Annotated in this window: 17 protein-coding genes; 9 read left to right on the plus strand and 8 right to left on the minus strand. The window is 74.2% G+C overall.

What is annotated here, in order from left to right:
- The first annotated feature begins 159 nt into the window (after positions 1–159).
- The 4 genes from HL663_RS00605 (at position 160) to HL663_RS00620 (ending at position 3,482) form a co-directional block, all read left to right on the plus strand.
- Positions 160–864 carry a uracil-DNA glycosylase gene (locus HL663_RS00605; RefSeq protein ID WP_173026566.1) on the plus strand — a complete coding sequence of 235 codons (705 nt, stop codon included), beginning with the start codon at positions 160–162 and terminating at the stop codon, positions 862–864.
- 68 nt (positions 865–932) lie between these two features.
- Positions 933–1,706 carry an SGNH/GDSL hydrolase family protein gene (locus tag HL663_RS00610; protein ID WP_173029916.1) on the plus strand — a complete coding sequence of 258 codons (774 nt, stop codon included), beginning with the start codon at positions 933–935 and terminating at the stop codon, positions 1,704–1,706.
- Positions 1,707–1,770: 64 nt separating this feature from the next.
- Positions 1,771–2,925, plus strand: a complete 1,155-nt coding sequence (locus tag HL663_RS00615) for an acyl-CoA dehydrogenase family protein (protein WP_173026568.1) — start codon at positions 1,771–1,773, stop codon at positions 2,923–2,925.
- Positions 2,926–2,990: 65 nt separating this feature from the next.
- Positions 2,991–3,482: a DUF8738 domain-containing protein gene (locus tag HL663_RS00620; RefSeq protein ID WP_173026570.1), complete on the plus strand. Its 492-nt coding sequence runs from the start codon at positions 2,991–2,993 to the stop codon at positions 3,480–3,482.
- Between the two features lie 155 nt (positions 3,483–3,637).
- Here the strand turns inward: HL663_RS00620 and HL663_RS00625 are convergent, their stop codons facing one another.
- Both HL663_RS00625 and HL663_RS00630 read right to left on the minus strand, forming a co-directional pair.
- Positions 3,638–4,984: an MFS transporter gene (locus HL663_RS00625; RefSeq protein WP_173026572.1), complete on the minus strand. Its 1,347-nt coding sequence runs from the start codon at positions 4,982–4,984 to the stop codon at positions 3,638–3,640.
- Between the two features lie 111 nt (positions 4,985–5,095).
- Complete coding sequence (locus HL663_RS00630; RefSeq protein ID WP_173026573.1) at positions 5,096–5,536, minus strand: MarR family winged helix-turn-helix transcriptional regulator; 441 nt, start codon at positions 5,534–5,536, stop codon at positions 5,096–5,098.
- A gap of 64 nt (positions 5,537–5,600) precedes the next feature.
- Here HL663_RS00630 and HL663_RS00635 point away from each other — a divergent pair, with 64 nt between their 5' ends.
- The gene (locus HL663_RS00635) at positions 5,601–5,969 is read left to right on the plus strand and encodes a VOC family protein (RefSeq protein WP_173026575.1); all 369 of its coding nucleotides are present in this window, start codon (positions 5,601–5,603) and stop codon (positions 5,967–5,969) included.
- Positions 5,970–6,073: 104 nt separating this feature from the next.
- Here HL663_RS00635 and HL663_RS00640 read toward each other — a convergent pair whose 3' ends face one another.
- Together HL663_RS00640 and gabT are read right to left on the minus strand one after the other, a co-directional pair.
- Complete coding sequence (locus HL663_RS00640) at positions 6,074–6,877, minus strand: SDR family NAD(P)-dependent oxidoreductase (protein WP_173026577.1); 804 nt, start codon at positions 6,875–6,877, stop codon at positions 6,074–6,076.
- Positions 6,878–6,879: 2 nt separating this feature from the next.
- Positions 6,880–8,214 (minus strand): 4-aminobutyrate--2-oxoglutarate transaminase, encoded by a 1,335-nt coding sequence (gene gabT, locus HL663_RS00645; RefSeq protein ID WP_173026579.1) that lies wholly within the window; start codon positions 8,212–8,214, stop codon positions 6,880–6,882.
- A gap of 144 nt (positions 8,215–8,358) precedes the next feature.
- On the opposite strand from gabT, the gene HL663_RS00650 reads away from it, so the two are divergent.
- A complete protein-coding gene (locus tag HL663_RS00650) occupies positions 8,359–8,631 on the plus strand; it encodes a DUF7218 family protein (protein ID WP_173026581.1) in 273 nt (90 codons plus the stop codon).
- 218 nt (positions 8,632–8,849) lie between these two features.
- Positions 8,850–9,539 (plus strand): response regulator transcription factor, encoded by a 690-nt coding sequence (locus HL663_RS00655; RefSeq protein WP_173026583.1) that lies wholly within the window; start codon positions 8,850–8,852, stop codon positions 9,537–9,539.
- Here HL663_RS00655 and HL663_RS00660 read toward each other — a convergent pair.
- Positions 9,508–10,887, minus strand: coding sequence for a sensor histidine kinase (locus HL663_RS00660; protein WP_173026585.1), 1,380 nt, complete (start codon positions 10,885–10,887; stop codon positions 9,508–9,510). The genes HL663_RS00655 and HL663_RS00660 overlap by 32 nt on opposite strands.
- Before the next feature lie 99 nt (positions 10,888–10,986).
- On the opposite strand from HL663_RS00660, the gene HL663_RS00665 reads away from it, so the two are divergent.
- Positions 10,987–11,973 (plus strand): aldose epimerase family protein, encoded by a 987-nt coding sequence (locus HL663_RS00665; protein WP_173026586.1) that lies wholly within the window; start codon positions 10,987–10,989, stop codon positions 11,971–11,973.
- A 226-nt stretch (positions 11,974–12,199) separates the two neighbouring features.
- On the opposite strand, the gene HL663_RS00670 is transcribed toward HL663_RS00665, so the two are convergent.
- The 3 genes from HL663_RS00670 to HL663_RS00680 form a co-directional block, all read right to left on the minus strand.
- Entirely contained in the window at positions 12,200–13,054 is an 855-nt protein-coding gene (locus HL663_RS00670; RefSeq protein ID WP_173026587.1) for an NAD(P)-dependent oxidoreductase, read from the minus strand.
- A 109-nt stretch (positions 13,055–13,163) separates the two neighbouring features.
- On the minus strand, positions 13,164–14,219 hold the full coding sequence (locus tag HL663_RS00675) for a 2,3-butanediol dehydrogenase (protein WP_173026588.1): 1,056 nt from the start codon (positions 14,217–14,219) through the stop codon (positions 13,164–13,166).
- Entirely contained in the window at positions 14,216–16,048 is a 1,833-nt protein-coding gene (locus HL663_RS00680; RefSeq protein WP_173026589.1) for a flavin-containing monooxygenase, read from the minus strand. Before HL663_RS00680 ends, HL663_RS00675 begins: the two co-directional genes overlap by 4 nt.
- Positions 16,049–16,239: 191 nt before the next feature.
- On the opposite strand from HL663_RS00680, the gene HL663_RS00685 reads away from it, so the two are divergent.
- Positions 16,240–17,442, plus strand: a complete 1,203-nt coding sequence (locus HL663_RS00685) for a GAF domain-containing protein (RefSeq protein WP_173026590.1) — start codon at positions 16,240–16,242, stop codon at positions 17,440–17,442.
- Positions 17,443–17,515 lie beyond the last annotated feature (73 nt).

Genomic DNA, 17,515 nt, shown 5'->3' on the forward strand with positions numbered 1-17,515 from the left:
CCCACCCCCAGAGTCGACTCATTGCGAGTTGCGCCGCTCGACGCGCCGTGCGCAGGCGTGTCCAGCGGCGGAACTCGCAATCGGTGGGGACACCGCCGGCGCGGACCCGGGCGGGTGCTCCCGGCGGGGCGCCGACCGGCGGGGACTACCGTGGGCCCGATGTCCTCCGCGCCCTCCCCGAGCCCCGCCCGGCCGCTGCACGAGCTGGTCCACCCCTCGTGGGCGCAGGCCCTCGCACCGGTCGAGGAGACCGTCGCCCGGCTCGGCGAGTTCCTCCGCGAGGAGGTCGCCTCGGGCCGCGGGTACCTGCCCGGCGGGCCGCACGTGCTGCGGGCCTTCCAGCAGCCGCTCGACGCCGTCCGCGTGCTCGTCGTCGGCCAGGACCCCTACCCGACCCCCGGCCACGCGATGGGCCTGTCGTTCTCCGTCGAGCCCGACGTGCGCCCCGTGCCGAAGAGCCTCGTCAACATCTACACGGAGATGGAGACCGACCTCGGCCTCCCCCGCCCCGCGAGCGGCGACCTCACCCCGTGGGCCGAACAGGGCGTCCTCCTGCTCAACCGCGTCCTCACCGTCACCCCCGGCAAGCCGGCCAGCCACCGCGGCCGCGGCTGGGAGGAGGTGACCGGCCGGGCCATCGAGGCGCTCGCCGAGCGCGGCGGCCCCCTCGTCGCGATCCTCTGGGGCCGCGATGCGCGCTCGCTCGCGCCACGGCTCACCGAGGCCGGCGTCCCGTGCCTCGAGTCCGCCCACCCCAGCCCGCTGTCGGCGCACGGCGGGTTCTTCGGCTCCCGCCCGTTCTCCCGCGCCAACGCCCTGCTCACCGAGGCCGGCGCCGCGCCGGTCGACTGGAGGCTCACGTGACCACCCACCCCGCCGAGCGCCGGGTCTGGACCCGCTACGTCGCCATCGGCGACTCCTTCACCGAGGGGATGTCCGACCCGGACCCCGACCGCCCCGACGCGTTCGTCGGCTGGGCCGACCGGCTCGCCCACGCGCTCGACGGCGTCGCCGAGGCCGAGCACCTGCCCTTCGGCTACGCCAACCTCGCCGTGCGCGGCCGCACGCTCTCCGACGTCGTCGGCCCGCAGCTCGACACCGCCCTGCAGATGTCCCCCGACCTCGTCTCGATGGTCGGAGGCGGCAACGACCTCCTGCGCCCGAGCGTCGACCTCGACTCGCTCGCCTCCCGCCTCGAGGAGGCGGTCGTGCGCCTGCGCGCCTCCGGGGCCGACGTCCTGCTCGCGACCCCCACCGACACCCGCGACGCCGGCCTCTTCCGGGCGCTGCGCGGGCGGCACGCGGTGCACGCGGCCAACATCTTCACGATCGCGCAGGACCACGGCTGCCACGTCGTCAACCTCTGGGGCATGCGCGCGCTGCGGGACTGGCGGATGTGGTCCGAGGACCGCATCCACCTGACGACCGAGGGCCACCGCCGCGTCGCGCTCGCGGCCCTCACGGCGCTCGGCCACGAGACCGACACCGCGGACTGGACCGCCCCGCTGCCGCCCGCCGAGCGCACCTCGCGCGCCGACGAGCTGCGCCAGCACGCCGAGTGGGTGCGCACCCACGCCGCCCCCTGGGTCGAGCGCCGGGTGCGCGGCACGTCCTCCGGGGACGCGCGCACGGCCAAGCGTCCCGAGCTCTCACGCTTCCGCGACCCCGACCGCGCCCCGGCCCCGCACCAGCCGCCCGTCCTCTGACGACGACCCGGGCCGTCCGTCCCGGGTTTTGTTGGACGTCCGACCATCTCGTTACGCTCGGGGCATGCCAGCGACGAGGCTCATGCCGACCGAGGAGGGTCAGGACCTCATCGACCTGACCCGCGAGATCTGCGACAAGACCCTGCGGCCGCAGGTCGACGACGCCGAGCGCGCCGCCGCCACCGGCGAGCAGTTCCCGACGGAGGTCTTCCGCACGCTGGGCGAGGCGGGGCTGCTCTCCCTCCCCCACCCGGAGGAGCACGGCGGCTACGGGCAGCCGTACGAGGTCTACCTCCAGGTCGTCGAGGAGGTCGCGAGCGCCTGGATGAGCGTCGCCGTCGGCGTCTCGGTCCACTCGCTGACCGCCTACCCGGTCACCGCGTTCGGTACCGCCGAGCAGCAGGCCGCCCTTCTGCCCGGGATGCTCTCGGGCGCGCAGCTCGGCGCCTACTGCCTCTCCGAGCCGCTCGCCGGCTCCGACATCGCCTCGATGACCACCCGCGCCACGCGCGACGGCGACTCCTACGTCATCCGGGGCCGCAAGGCGTGGATCAGCCACGCCGGCCACGCCGACTACTACACGACCTTCGCCCGCACCTCCGACGACGGCGGCCGCGGCCTCTCGTGCCTCGTCGTCCCGGCCGACGCCGAGGGCATCTCGTTCAGCGCCCCCGAGAAGAAGATGGGCCTGCACTGCGACACCGTCCGCGAGGTGATGTTCGACGACGTGCGCGTCCCGGCCGACCGCCTCATCGGCGAGGAGGGCCAGGGGATGGCCATCGCGCTGTCCGCCCTCGACGCAGGCCGGTTGGGCATCGCCGCCGCGAGCACCGGTCTCGCACAGGGCGCCCTCGATCTCGCCGCGTCGTACGCCAAGGAGCGCAAGCAGTTCGGGCGCGCCATCGGCGAGTTCCAGGGCCTGTCGTTCCTGCTGGCCGACATGGAGGCCGCGGTGACCAGCGCCCGCGCCACCTACCTCCACGCCGCGCGCCTCAAGGACGCCGGCCGCGCCTTCAGCAAGGAGGCGGCGGTCGCCAAGCTCGTCGCCACCGACGCCGCGATGAAGGTGACGACCGACGCCGTGCAGGTGCTCGGTGGCGCCGGCTACACCCAGGACTTCCCGGCCGAGCGGTTCATGCGCGAGGCCAAGGTCACGCAGATCTTCGAGGGCACCAACCAGATCCAGCGCCTCGTCATCGGGCGGCACGTCCTGCGCTGAGCCACGGAACCCGTCCCGTCCCCGACGCGTCCCACCGCCGAGGACCTCCACCGGAAGGAACCCCCGTGCGCCTGCCCCTCCTGCTGACCGCCGCCCTGACCGCCACGCTGCTCGCCGCCTGCGGCAGCACGAGCACCCCCGGCAGCGGCGCGAGCGCCTCCGACCAGCCGTCGACGCTCCCGACCGTCGAGCCCTCCGGCTCCCCCACCGGCCCGCTGCCTTCGAGCCCGCCCACCGTGCCGCCGCCGGCGGACAGCGCCGTGCCGGCCGACCTCGCCGACCGTCCCGAGGTGAAGGCCGCGATGCAGGACGCCGCCGGCCGCGCGGGCATCGTCGCGAGCGACGTGCAGATCGGCGGGTACATGGCGGTCACGTGGGCCGACGGGTCGCTCGGCTGCCCGCAGAAGGGCATGGCCTACACGCAGATGACCGTCGAGGGCGAGCTGCTGCTCCTGCGCGTCGACCAGCGCGTCCTGGAGTACCACGCCCGCCAGGGCGCCCCGTTCAGCTACTGCGCGAACCCCAGCGGCACCTACAGCCCGCGCACCGCCGGCTGACCGCCGCTCGTCCGCACCCCCCGGACGCGGGCGGACCGGGCCATCTCATACGTGGCCCGGTCCGAGGTCAACGGTAGGCAGGGGCCGGTGTCCGCGGCGGGTCCGACACGCGAGCGCCCGATGACCGTCGAACGAACGCGACGCTGCGCGGCGGCTCAGCCGTCGACGTCGCGCGAGATGCCGGGCAGGAGCGTCTCGCCCTCCCGCAGCGCGTCGAGGGCGACCGGGTTGACCTCCTCGATGTGCCGCAGGCTGCGGCGCCGGTAGCGGACGAGCTGGACGGCCCCGAGGCCCCAGAAGAGGAACTGCACCGACATCGCGATGCGGAAGTCGTCGAGCGTGTAGTCCTGCGGCCCGCCGGGCGCGAGGTGGTCGAGCACGACGCCGATGAGCGCGATGGCCAGCAGCGACGCGGTGAACCCGCCGATGTTGACGACGCCGGTCGCGCGGCCGAGGCGCGAGGACGGGTGGAAGGTGCGGGCGAGGTCGAACCCGACCATCGACCCCGGTCCGCCGAAGGCCGTGACGACGGCCAGCAGGTAGAGCAGCCAGGTGGGCGCCGGGCCGGGCCACAGCAGCACGACCGCCCAGGTCGTGGCGATGAGCCCGACGATGCCGAGGACGAGCTGCGAGCGGCGGTACGGCATCCGGGCGGTGAAGGCCGCGACGACCGGGCCGGCGGCCATCGCCGTGACCGTCATCGCGACGAGGACGAGGGAGGCGGCCTGCTCGGACATCCCCTGGACGACGAGGAAGGGGAAGCCCCAGAGCATCGTGAAGACGGTCGCCCCGAACTGCGACGAGAAGTGCACCCAGAGGCCGAGGCGCGTGCCCGGGTTGCCCCACACCTCGGCGAGGGTCTTCGCGAGGGCGCGGATCTTGATCTTCTCGACGGCCTCGCCGCGGTAGGGCGAGTCCTTGACGACGGCGACGAGCCCGACCGACAGCAGCAGCCCGACCCCGCCGGCGGTGGCGAACGAGCGGGTCCAGCCGAAGGCAGCGAGGGCTGCCGCGAGCGGGGTCGCGGCGGCGACCGCGCCGAGCTGGCCGACCATGCCGGTCAGCTGCGTGATGAACGGCGCCTGCTTGACCCGGAACCAGACGGCGACGAGGCGCAGCAGGGACGTGAAGACCATCGCGTCCCCGGCGCCGAGCATGACGCGGGCCGCGACACCGACCTCGAAGGAGCCCGCCACGGCGAACCACAGCTGGCCGCCGGACATGAGGAGCAGGCCGGTGAGCATGAGCTTCTTGGAGCCGAAGCGGTCGAGCAGCACGCCGACCGGGATCTGCATCGCCGCGTAGACGGCGAGCTGGACGACGGTGAAGGTCGACAGCTGCGCGGCGGAGATGTGGAAGCGCTCGGCGGCGAGCAGGCCGGCGACGCCGAGCGAGGTGCGGTGGAAGACGGCGAGCACGTAGACCGACAGGCCGACGACCCAGATCGCCCACGCCCGCCGCTTGCCGATCGTGTGCACCTGGCGCAGGACGGGGCGGGTCACCCGCCGATTCTACGAGCGTCCGTGCGCCGTCCCGACCGCGGAAAGCCCGCACGTGCGGGGTTACCGCTGTCCCGACCCACACCCGACCACGGAAAGCCCGCACGTGCGGGGTCAGCGCAGGGCGTCGGTCATCGCGCGCAGGAGCCGGAGCGCCTCGGCGCGGTCGTCCTCGGTCAGGCGCTCGAGCATCCGCAGCTCGACCGCGCGGACGGCCGCGCTCGCGAGCGCGAGCCGCCGGCGGCCCAGCGACGTGAGGGTGGCCGGCAGCGACTTCCCGACCTCGGCCTCGGCCGGGCGCGTGACGTGCCCCTGCTCCTCGAGCGACTGCAGCAGCACGTGCATCGACTGCCGCGTGACGAACGTCCCCCGCGCGAGCTGCGAGCCCGACAGGCCCGGACGCTGCGCGAGGAGCTCGAGCGTCGAGTAGTGCGTGACGGTCATCCCGAGCGGGCGCAGCGCCAGCTCCATCGCCGCGCGCAGCGCGCTGGAGGCCACCTTGAGCTCGTACCCGACGGAGGTCCCGAGGTCGACGCCGTCATCCGCTGTACTCATGTCAGGAGTCTGACATAGGGTCCATCGTGTCAGACAACTGACACGTACCGTCCAGGAGGACACCATGCCCGTCATCGGCCCCGACTTCGTCTCGCTCCAGGTCCGCGACCTCGACGTCGCGCAGGCGTTCTACGAGACCCACCTCGGCCTGGTCCGCTCCCCCGCGGGCCCGCCGCACGCGGTCGTCTTCGAGACCCGGCCCGTCGCCTTCGCCCTGCGCGACGTCGTGCCGGGCACCGACCTCGACGCCGGCCAGCGGCCGGGCGTGGGCGCGGCCCTGTGGATGCTCGCCACCGACGTCGACGCCATGCACGACGCGCTCGTCGCGGCCGGTCACGAGATCGTCGCCGCACCCGTCGAGGGGCCGTTCGGGCGCACCTTCACCGTCGCCGACCCCGACGGCTACCACGTGACCCTCCACGACCGCGGCTGACGGCCACGCCCCCGCAACGGGCGCCGGGGATGCTGCCGGATGCGCCGGCAGCTGCGTGACCATCCGGCAGGAACCCCGGCGGCGGCCGGCGCGACCTCGTCGGGTCAGACGGGCAGTCGCTCCTCGGCCACGCCGTTGCCGCCGTCGACGACGAGCAGCTGCCCGGTGACGTAGGCGGCACCCGGGCTCGCGAGGAAGGCGACGGCCGCCGCCACCTCGGCGGGCGTGCCCGAGCGAGCCGCGGGGACGAGGTGCCCCTCGCGCTCCTCGGACGGCGTCTGCGACCCCGTCGCGACCCACCCGGGCGCGACCGCGTTGGCCGTGACCCCGTGCACCGCCTCGTCGACGGCCAGCGCCCGCGCCAGCCCGACGAGCCCGGCCTTGGCCGCGGCGTACGCGACGTCGGAGCGCAGCGCCATGACCGGTCCGGCGGTCGAGGACACCATGACGACGCGCCCCGAGCCGCTGCGGCGCAGGTGCGGCAGCGCGGCCCGGGTCACGAGGTAGGCGGTGTCGAGGTTGCGGGCGAGGGAGGCCGACCAGCGGTCGGGCGGGGTGCCCTCGAGGTCGCCCTGGAGGTAGTCCCCGCCGGAGGCGACCGACACCATCCCCGCGTTGTTGACGAGGACGTCGAGCCCCCCGCCGAGCGCGAGGGCAGCGGCGACGGCCGCCGCGGCACCGTCCTCGGTCGTCAGGTCCGCGACGGCGCCGGCGGCCTCGTGGCCCTCGGCCCGCAGCTCGGCGGCCCGCTCGTGGGCCCGGTCGGTCGTCGCGCCGAGCACGACCCGCGCGCCGCACTCGGCGAGCAGGCGCGCACAGGCCATCCCGATGCCGCTCGGCGAGCCGGCACCGGTGACGAGCGCCGTGCGCCCCGAGAGGTCGAACGCGGCGGGGAGGGAGGCGGCCACGCTCAGGCCAGCGCCGCGCCCATCGACTCCTCGAGGACGTCCATCGCCTCGTGGAGCAGGTCGTCGCCGATCGAGAGCGGCGGCAGGAAGCGGAAGACGTTGCCGTAGGTGCCGCAGGTGAGCGTGACGACGCCGCGCTCGTGGCAGCCCTTGTTGACCGCGCCGGCGAGCGCCGCCGCCGGTTCCTTGGTCGCCGGGTCGGTGACGAGCTCCATGGCCATCATCGCGCCGCGCCCGCGGACCTCGCCGATCTCGGGGTGCTTCTCGGCGAGCGAGCCGAGGCGGTCGCCGAGGATCTTGCCGATGCTGCGCGCCCGGCCGGCGAGGTCGTCGACCTCCATCGACTCGATGCTCGCGAGCGCCGCGGCGCAGGCCACCGGGTTGCCGCCATAGGTGCCCCCGAGGCCGCCGCCGTGGACGGCGTCCATGAGGTCGGCGCGGCCGGTCACCGCGGCGAGCGGCATTCCGCCGGCGATGCCCTTGGCCGTCGTGATGAGGTCCGGGACGACGCCCTCGTGGTCGCTGGCGAACCAGTCGCCGGTGCGGCAGAACCCGGACTGCACCTCGTCGGCGACGAAGACGATGCCGTGCTCGCGGCAGTACTCGGCCAGGCCCGGCAGGAAGCCCTCCGGCGGGACGATGAAGCCGCCCTCGCCCTGGATCGGCTCGATGACGACCGCGGCGGTGTTCTCCTCGCCGACCTGCGCGTGGATCATGTCGGTCACCGTGCGCAGGGCCTCCTCGGCGCAGCGCTCGGGGCCGCCGGCCCAGCGGTAGGGGTAGGCCATCGGCACGCGGTAGACCTCGGGCGCGAACGGGCCGAAGCGGTGCTTGTAGGGCATGTTCTTCGCGGTCATGCCCATCGTGAGGTTCGTGCGGCCGTGGTAGCCGTGCTCGAACACGACGACGGCCTGGCGCCCCGTGGCGTGACGCGCGATCTTCACGGCGTTCTCGACGGCCTCGGCGCCCGAGTTGAACAGCGCCGAGCGCTTCTCGTGGTCGCCGGGGGTCAGCGCGTTGAGCTTCTCGCAGACGCCGAGGTAGGGCTCGTAGGGCGTGACCATGAAGCAGGTGTGCGTGAACCGGCCGATCTGCTCGGTCACGGCGTCGACGACCCGCTGGTTGCCGTTGCCGACGGTCGTCACGGCGATGCCGGAGCCGAGGTCGATCAGCTGGTTGCCGTCGACGTCGCGGATGATGCCGCCCGCGCCGTCGGTGACGTAGACCGGCAGGCCGGTGCCGACGCCCGAGGCGACCGCCGCCGTCTTGCGGGCCTGGAGCTCCTGGGAGCGCGGGCCGGGGATGGCGGTCGCGAGGATCCGCTGCTGCTCGATCATGGCGGCATCCTAACCGCGTGAAATCCCCGCGGAAAGCGGCGGAATCCGTCGTCCCACGGGCTGTCGAGGGCCCGATCCGCGCCGGAGGCGTGGCCGGCCGACCCACGGGGTAGGAACGACGCACCACCGACGAAGGAGGCGGCCGTGCCCGCACGCAAGGACCCCGGACCCTCGGTCAAGGACCCCGAGCTCTACGAGCGGCTGCGGGAGGAGGGCAACAGCAAGGAGAAGTCGGCGCGCATCGCCAACGCCGCCGCCAACACCTCGCGCTCCGCCGTGGGGAGCAAGGGCGGCTCGTCGCCGGCCTACGAGGAGTGGACCAAGAAGGAGCTGATGGACCGCGCGCGCGAGCTCGAGGTCGAGGGCCGCTCGTCGATGTCGAAGCAGCAGCTCATCGAGGCACTGCGCGACCACTGAGCAGGGAGCGGCGCTCCACGCGCGACGAATAATCCTGCCCTACAACGGAAGACGTCCGGGAGCTGCGTGCAGGGGGTTCGCAGCTCCCGGACGCCGGTCCGAGGCCCGGAACGCCTCTCGGCCGACCGGACCCGAGTACTGTACCTGACGTCCGGGGCGTCCGCTGACGCGCGAGGGGTAGGGTCCCGCAGCACGAGCACCGCACGGAGGGAGACGCGATGAGGCTGCTCCTCGTCGAGGACGAGAAACCCCTGGCCGCAGCCCTGGGCGACGCCCTGCGGGAGGCCGGCTGGGTCGTCGACCACGCCGAGGACGGGATGGAGGGCCTGCGCCTCGGCCTCTCCAGCCAGTACGACGCGCTCGTCCTCGACATCATGCTGCCGGGGATGAACGGCTACGACGTCCTCAAGCACCTGCGCCACCAGAAGGTGTGGACGCCGGTCCTCATGCTGACCGCCAAGGACGGCGAGTTCGACCAGACCGATGCCTTCGAGCTCGGCGCCGACGACTACGTCACCAAGCCCTTCAGCACCCCCGTGCTCCTCGCGCGGCTGCAGGCCCTGGCCCGGCGCGGCGCCCCCGAGCGCCCGGTCGCCCTCCAGGCCGGCCCGCTCAGCCTCGACCCCACGACCCGCCGGGTGACGCGCGAGGGGCAGGAGATCCAGCTGACCGCGCGCGAGTACGCCCTCCTGCACCACCTCATGCGCAAGGTCGGGCTCGTCCAGAGCAAGGCCGAGATCCTCGAGAACGTCTGGGACTCCGACTACCCCGGCGCCGACAACGTCGTCGAGGTCTACATCGGCTACCTGCGGCGCAAGATCGACGCCCCGTTCGACGCCAAGGTCATCGAGACCGTGCGCGGCCTGGGCTACCGGCTCAACCCGACGGAGCCTGCGCCGGGAGCCTGACGGCGAACCGGCACCAGCCCTCGGGGCTCTCGGTGGCCTCGACGGTGCCGTCGTGCGCCGCCACGACCTCGGCGACGATGGCGAGCCCCAGCCCGGTGCCGCCCGTGCCGCGGGTGCGGGAGTCGTCGAGGCGCACGAACCGGTTGAACACGCGGTCGCGGTCGCGCGGCTCGATGGGCGGCCCGTCGTTGTCGACGGTGAGCACGGCCGCCGTGCCGTCGTGGCCGAGCCGGACCCGGACGACCTCGTTGCGGTGGCGCTCGGCGTTCTCGAGGAGGTTGCGCACGACGCGCCCGAGCCGCGCGGGGTCGCCCTCGAGGCGCACCGGCTCGACGGCGACCGAGACGGGCATCCCGCGCGCGCGCAGGGCGCCGGTCTCGGCGAGGACGACGTCGTCGAGGTCGATCTCGGCGCGGTGCAGGACCATCGCGTGCTCGTCGGCGGACGCGAGGGTCAGCAGGTCCTCGACGAGGACGGCGAGCCGGTCGACCTCGGCCGAGGCGCGGGCGGCCGTCGCCTGCCGGTCGGTGCTCGGGCGCTCCTCGGCGAGCCGGTCGAGGAGCACGCGGATGGTCGCGAGCGGGCTACGCAGCTCGTGGCCGGCGTCGGCGACGAACGCGCGCCGCGAGGCGTCGGCGGTGTGCATCCGCTCGAGCAGGTGGTTCATCGTCTCGGCGAGGCGGGCGAGCTCGTCGCGGCCGGCCGGGACCTCGAGCGCCGGGCCGGGGGCCGGGGGCGCACCGGAGGCCGCGACCGCCTCGACCTGGTCGCGCATCCGCTCGACGGGCCGCAGGGCCTGGCCGACGGCGAAGGTCGTCACCGCGCCGAGCAGGGCGATGAGCCCGACCGCGCCGATGAAGGCGAACTCCGTCGACTGCCCGAGCGCGGTGGCCTCGACGCGGGTCGGCACCCCGACGATCAGCGTGTAGTGCTCGGACTCGGGCGAGACCGCGTCGGTCGTCGCGACGACCCAGGCGCCCTCGGGCAGGCCCGTGACGTCGGAGACCTGCTCGACGCGCACCTCGTCGCCCTCGGGCTCGGAGCGCAGCAACGGGGTCGTGGGGGCGCCACCCGTCGCGGCGACGACCTCGCGGGTGCGCGGGTCGACGACCTGGACCACCCGGTTGCCGTCGACGACGGCGTGCGTGCCGATGAGGTCGCTGACGCCGTGCACCGCGAGGTCGGCCCGCAGCTCGACGACCTCGGCGCGCGCGACGTCGCGGGCGGAGGCCTCGAGCACCTGGCCGAGCGAGAGGTAGACGATGCCCGCGAGCGCGGCGCTGATGAGCAGGACGACCGGCATCGTCAGGGCGAGGATGCGGCTCCTCAGGCCGAGCCGGACGCGCATGCGGCGAGTCTAGGCGGGGCCACCGACGCAGCGCCCGGTCGGACGCCCCGCCCGCCGCGCCGACCTCTCAGGAAGCGCGGCACCGGGCAGGATGGCGGGGTGAGCGCCCCCTCCCGCACCCTCGTCCTGCGCAGCGACCGGCTGGTCCTCGAGGTCGTCACCACCGGCGCCGCCGTGCGCCGGCTCGTCCTCGACGACGACGGCCCGGTCGACCTCGTGCTCGGCCACCGCGACCCCGCCACCTACGACGACGACGGCGGCTACCTCGGGGCGACCGTCGGGCGCTTCACCAACCGGCTCGGTGGTGGGCGCCTCGTGGTCGACGGCACCGAGCACCGGGTGCCGCCGAACGACGGCGCGAACGCGCTGCACGGCGGCCCGGTGGGCTGGGACCGGCTCGCCTGGGAGGTGCTCGAGGAGGCGCCGGACCGGGTCGTGCTCGGCCTGACCAGCCCCGACGGCGACCAGGGCCTGCCCGGCGAGGTGACCGCACGGGTCACCTACGAGGTCGCCGGCGACGAGGTGCGCCTGCACCACCACGCGACGACGAGCGCGACCACCTACCTCGGGATGACCAACCACGCCTACTTCTCGCTCGACGGCGGTCCGGACGTGCTCGAGCACCGGCTCGAGGTGGGTGCGTCGGCGTTCACCCCGGTCGGCGCCGACCTGCTGCCGACCGGCGAGGTGCTGCCGGTCGACGGCACGCCCTTCGACCTGCGGCGGGCCCGACTGCTGCGCGACGTCCTCGCCCTCGACGACGAGCAGCTGGTGCGGGGTGGCGGCCTGGACCACAACCTCGTCCTCGACGGGTCCGGGATGCGCCGGGCCGCGCGGCTCGTCGGGGCGAGCGGCCGGTGGGTCGAGGTGCACACCGACCGGCCGGCGGTGCAGGTCTACACGGGGGCCCACTTCGACGGCGCGCTGACCGGTCTCGACGGTCGGCCGCTGCTGCGGCACGCCGGGGTCGCGCTCGAGACGCAGGGCTACCCGGACGCGCCGAACCATCCCGGCTTCCCCGACGCGCTCGTGCGCCCCGGCGAGGCCTTGGAGGCCCGGACCACCTGGCGCGTCGGCCGCGACTGAGCAGCGTGCAGAAATCGACGAAAGCGTCGATCGATGCACACCCGACGACGCACCGACCGTGCACACATCGACGAAAGCGTCAGTTGGTGCACACCCGGCGCGTCGGCCGCGACTGTGCAGCGTGCAGAAATCGACGAAAGCGTCAGTTAGTGCACGCCCGACGACGACCCGACCGTGCACAAATCGACACATTCGTCAGTTGGTGCACGCCGACCGGCGTCGGAGGTCAGGGGAAGACGGTGCGGACGGCCGCCATGTCGTCGGCGCCGTGCCCGGCCCCGGATGCCTCGGTGAACAGCTCGCGGACGGCGTGGAGCAGCCCGGTCGGGAACCCCGTCGCCGCCCCGGCCTCGACCATCAGCCCGAGGTCCTTGACGACCCCGTCGACCTCGAACGACGGCGTCCAGTCCTGCGCGAGCATCGCCCCGCCCTTGACCTTCGCGTAGGGCGCGAACACCGGGCCGCCGTCGATGGCCTCGAGGAACAGCGCCGGGTCGACGCCGAGCGCCCCGGCCAGGGCGAGCGACTGCGCGGTGCCGGCCGTCAGGAGCGCGACCCACGCGTTGCACGCGAGCTTGAGCGCGCTGGCCGCGCCGACCTCGTCACCGGCGACGACCGAGCGCGACCCGATGGCCTCGAGCACCGGGGCAACCCTCTGCCGCAAGGCCTCCGGGCCGGAGAGCAGGACCACCAGCGCGCCCTCCTCGGCCGGCTTGCGCGTCCCGAGCACTGGCGCGTCGAGCACCCGCCCGGCCCCGACCTCGGCGACCCGCGCCGCGCCCTCGACCCCGACCGTCCCGCACTGCAGCCAGACGGCGTCCTCGGCGAGGTGGGCGACGACCTCGCCGCCGACCTCGACGGTCGCGTCCGCGTCGAAGAGCATCGTCACGACGACGTCGGCGCCGTCGACGGCCTCGGCCACCGACGCCGCCACCGTCGCACCGTCCGCGGCGAGCGGCTCGGCGCGCGCGGCGGTGCGGTTCCAGGCGCGCACCTCGTGCCCCTCGCGCAGCAGGCTGCGGACCATCCCGCTGCCCATGATCCCCGTCCCCAGCACCGCGACCCGCACGTCGTCCTCCATCGTCCGTCGTGACGCCGACCGGCCGGCCGGCGCCACCGACCACCCTGCCACCGCGCACGCTCCCGCGGCCGGACAGGGACCGGCCGCGGGAGGTGGGGTCAGGGGTGGGTCACGGGTGGACGAGGATCTTGACGTTCTCCTCCTTGTTGTCGACGAGCTGCCGGAAGCCCTGCTCGACGATGTCGCCGAGGTCGATCCGCCCGGTGATGAACTGGTACGGGTCGACCTTGCCGTCGCGGACCATCGCGATCGTCGCCGGGTGGTCGTCGCAGTAGGCGAGGCTGCCGAGCACGTCGACCTCGCGGAAGACGAGGTCGTTCATCGCGACGGAGGCCTCGTGGCCCCAGATCGCGACGTTGACGCAGCGGCCGCCGGCGCGGGTGGAGCGGATGGCCGTCGCGAGCACCTGGTCGATGCCGGCGCACTCGAAGGAGACGTCGGCGCCACGACCGGCGGTGAGCTCCATGACGGCCTCGACGACGTCGGCGTCCCGGGGGTCGACGACGTGGTCGGCGCCGGCGACGACGGCCTTCTCCTTGCGGGCCCGCGCGGGCTCGACGACGAGCACCTGCTCGACCCCGACCGCCTTGAGGCAGGCGGTCGTCACGAGCCCGATCGGGCCGGCCCCGAAGACGAGGGCCGAGTGCTGCGGCTGCGCCCCCGAGAGCCGGACCGCGTGGTACGCCACGGCCAGCGGCTCGATGAGCGCGCCGACGTCGGTGCCGAGCTCCCCCAGCGGATGGACCCAGCGGCGCTCGGCGACGACGAACTGGCTGAAGCCACCGCCCTGCCCCGAGAGACCGACGAAACCCAGTGTCGCGCAGACGTTGTAGCGACCCTGCCGGCACGCGTCGCACCGCCCGCAGATGATGTACGGCTCGACGACGACACGGTCGCCGACGGCGAGGTCCGTGACGCCCTCGCCGAGCTCGGCGACGACACCGGCGAACTCGTGCCCGAGCGTGATCGGGGCGGACTCGCCGGTCAGCGGGTGCGGCGCGTCGGCCGTCGGCGCGAAGATCGGCCCGTCGAGGTACTCGTGCAGATCGGTGCCGCAGATGCCGCACCACTCGACCTCGACCTTGACGGTGCCGGGCCGGGTGGCCGGCTCGGGGACGTCGTCGACGCGGATGTCGCCGCGGGCGTGGAAGCGGGCGGCCCTCATGACGTGTGGTTCACCTCCTGCAGCCGGTGCACCGGGGTGTCGAGCCCCTCGAAGCGCGCCTTGAGCTGGAGCGCGAGGAACTGCGAGTAGTGGCGCGACTGGTGGAGGTTGCCGCCGTGCATCCACAGGTTGGGCACCTGCGTCGGCTTCCACATGTTGCGCTGCTCGCCCTCCCACGGCCCGGGGTCCTTCGTCGTGTCGGAGCCGAGGCCCCAGCACTTGCCGAGCCGGTCGGCCGTCTCCTGGTCGATGAGGTCGGCGACCCAGCCGTTCATCGAGTTGTAGCCGGTGGCGAAGACGACGAGGTCGGCGGGCAGCTCGGTGCCGTCGTCGAGGACGACCGCGTCCTCGGTGAGGCGCACGACCTGGCCGTGGGCCAGCTTGACGTCGCCGTTCGCCACGAGCTCCGCGGCGCCGACGTCGATGTAGTAGCCGGAGCCGCGTCGCAGGTACTTCATGAACAGCCCGGACCCGTCGTCACCCCAGTCGAGCCAGAAGCCGGCCTTCTCGAGGCGGTCGTAGAAGTCCTTGTCGACCTCGGCCATCTTCTCGTAGGCGGGGATCTGGAACTCGTGGAGGATCCGGTAGGGCAGCGACGCGAAGATCATGTCGGCCTTCTCGGTCGTCACGCCGGCCGCGAGCGCCCGCTCGGAGTAGAGGTCGCCGAGGCCGTACTCCATGAGGCTGTCGGACTTGACGATGTGCGTCGAGCTGCGCTGCACCATCGTGACGTCGACGTCGTTCTCCCACAGCGCTCCACAGATGTCGAAGGCGCTGTTGTTGCTGCCGATGACGACGGCCTTCTTGCCGCGGTACGCGTCCGGGCCGGGGTGGCGCGAGGAGTGGTGCACGTCGCCGCGGAAGACGTCCATGCCCTCGACCTCGGGCATCCGCGCCTTGCCGCTCATGCCCGTCGCGAAGACGAGGTGCGTCGGGCGCAGCGTCAGCGGCTGCCCCTCCTTCTCGACCTCGACGACCCACTCGCCGGCCTCGTCGTTCCAGGTCGCGCTCTTGGCCTCGGTGCTCGACCAGTACGGCACCTCCATGACCTTGACGTACGACTCGAGCCAGTCGCCGATCTTGTCCTTTGGCGCGAAGACCGGCCAGGTGTCGGGGAACTTGACGTACGGCAGGTGGTCGTACCAGACCGGGTCGTGCAGGCAGAGCGACTTGTAGCGGCCGCGCCACTGGTCACCGGGCCGCGGGTGCTTGTCGAGGACGAGGCTCGGGACGCCGAGCTGGCGCAGCCGGGCCCCGAGCGCGATGCCGCCCTGGCCGCCGCCGACGACGAGCACGTACGGCTGCGTCGTCGAGCCGAGCGACTCGGCCTCCTGCTGGCGCTGCTCCTTCCACGTCGTGCGCGAGCGGTTGGCGCCGTGCTCGGCGCCCCGGACGCGTCGGGTGCCGCGCGGCTCCTCGTGGCCCTTGAGCTCGTCGAGGGTCGTGAGGAAGGTCCAGGCCCGGTCCTCGCCCTCCTCCTCGACGAGCCGCACGAGGCCGCTGCCGCGCCCCACGCCCGTCTCGAAGGTGAACCACGCCGTGACGACACCGCCGTCCTCGGTCGCGGGCTCGCTCGTCACGAACGCCGACGCCGCGGTCCGCTCGGCCGTCGCGGCGAGCAGGTCGCGCACGCCCTCGCGGTCCTCGACGGTCGTGAGGTTCCACGTGAACGACACGAGGTCGCGCCAGAAGCTGCGCGTCGCGAACATCCCGGCGGCGCGGTCGAGGTCGCCTGCGACGAGCGCCTGCTCGAACCCGGAGAGCCAGGCGTCGGCCCGGGCCGGCGCGCTCCCCTCCTCGGTCGTCGTGCGCTCCAGGGTGTCGGTCATGGGGGCTCCTCTCGGGCCGCGCACGTCCCCGTCGACGTGCGCTGATGGGGCACAGGACAGCAAGCGGACGGGTCCGGCGGGAAGGGTTGCAGCGCGTTGCATCCCCTCCGGTTCGGCGGGGCGCCCGCGGACCCGGGGGGCTAGCCTGTGGCCATCACCCGGCGGCGCCGCCGGGGGGTGAGGAGCCGACGATGACGTCGTACCGCGCCGGGAGCGCCGTGGCCCCGGGCACCGACCTCGGGCAGCACGCCCGCGCGCTGCGCCGCGTCCACGACGCCGTGATGGGCGGCTCCGCCCCCGCCGCGGCGGTGCGGCCCGTCGTCTCCCGCTCCTGGCGCCGCACCCTCGGGTTCGGTCTCGACCCCACGCACGCCAACGCGCGCGCCCCGCTGCCGCTCGGCGAGGTCGAGCGCCGGCGCCGCGAGTCGCCCCTGCGGCTGGTCGTCGACGAGATCCGGGCGGTGCTGACGTCGGTCGCCGACGCGTCGCGGTTCATCGTCGTCGTCACCGACGCCGACGGCATCATCCTCTGGCGCGGGGGCTCCCCCGGCGTGCTGCGCACGGCCGACTCGCTCGGCTTCACCGAGGGCGCGACGTGGACCGAGGACCACGTCGGCACCAACGCCATCGGTACCGCCCTGGCCGAGCAGGCCCCGGTGCAGCTCTTCTCGGCCGAGCACTTCGAGGAGGGGCAGCACCCCTGGTACTGCACGGCCTCCCCCGTCCACGACCCCCGCACCGGGGCGATGCTCGGCGTCGTCGACGTGTCGGGGCCGGCGCTCACGCTGCACCCGGCGCTCATCGCCCTCGTCGACACCGCGACCAAGCTCGCCGAGGCGCGGCTGTGGCGCCACCACGAGCAGGCGCTGCAGCGGCTGCGGCGCTCGGCCGAGCACGTGCTCGCGACGACGCACGGGCCGGTGCTGCTCGTCGACGACGACGGCTGGGTCGCCCACCACAGCGGCGTGCTCGTCCGCGACCGCATCGCCGCCCCGCGCGAGAACCTGCCGCTCACCGTGCCGGGGCTGGGCCTCTGCCTGCCCGAGCGGCTCGGCGAGGGCTGGCTCGTGCGCCCCGACGAGCAGGCGGCCGTGCTGACGGCGACGCTGCGCACGGTCGGCGGCGAGGCGCTGCTCGAGGTGGCGGGCGGCCCCGACGGCGGCTGGCGGACGGCGCTGACGCCGCGGCACGCGGCCGTCCTGCGGCTGCTCGCCGCGGCCGGCCCCGACGGGCTGACGGCGGCGGCGCTCAGCCGCTCGCTCTTCGGCGACGAGCAGCACCAGGTGACCGTGCGCGCCGAGGTCAGCCGGCTGCGCCGGGTCGTCGGGGCGATCGTCGCCGCGGCGCCCTACCGGGTCGCCGAGGGCGTCCGGCTCACCTGCGACCCCACCTGACCCCGGCTCCTGCTCCTCTGGTTGCGAGTTCCGCCGCCGGACGCGCCGTCGGGCGGCGTGTCGGACGGCGGAA

The sequence above is a fragment of the Arthrobacter sp. NEB 688 genome (assembly GCF_013201035.1).
In the GTDB taxonomy this organism is placed as follows: domain Bacteria; phylum Actinomycetota; class Actinomycetes; order Actinomycetales; family Dermatophilaceae; genus Phycicoccus.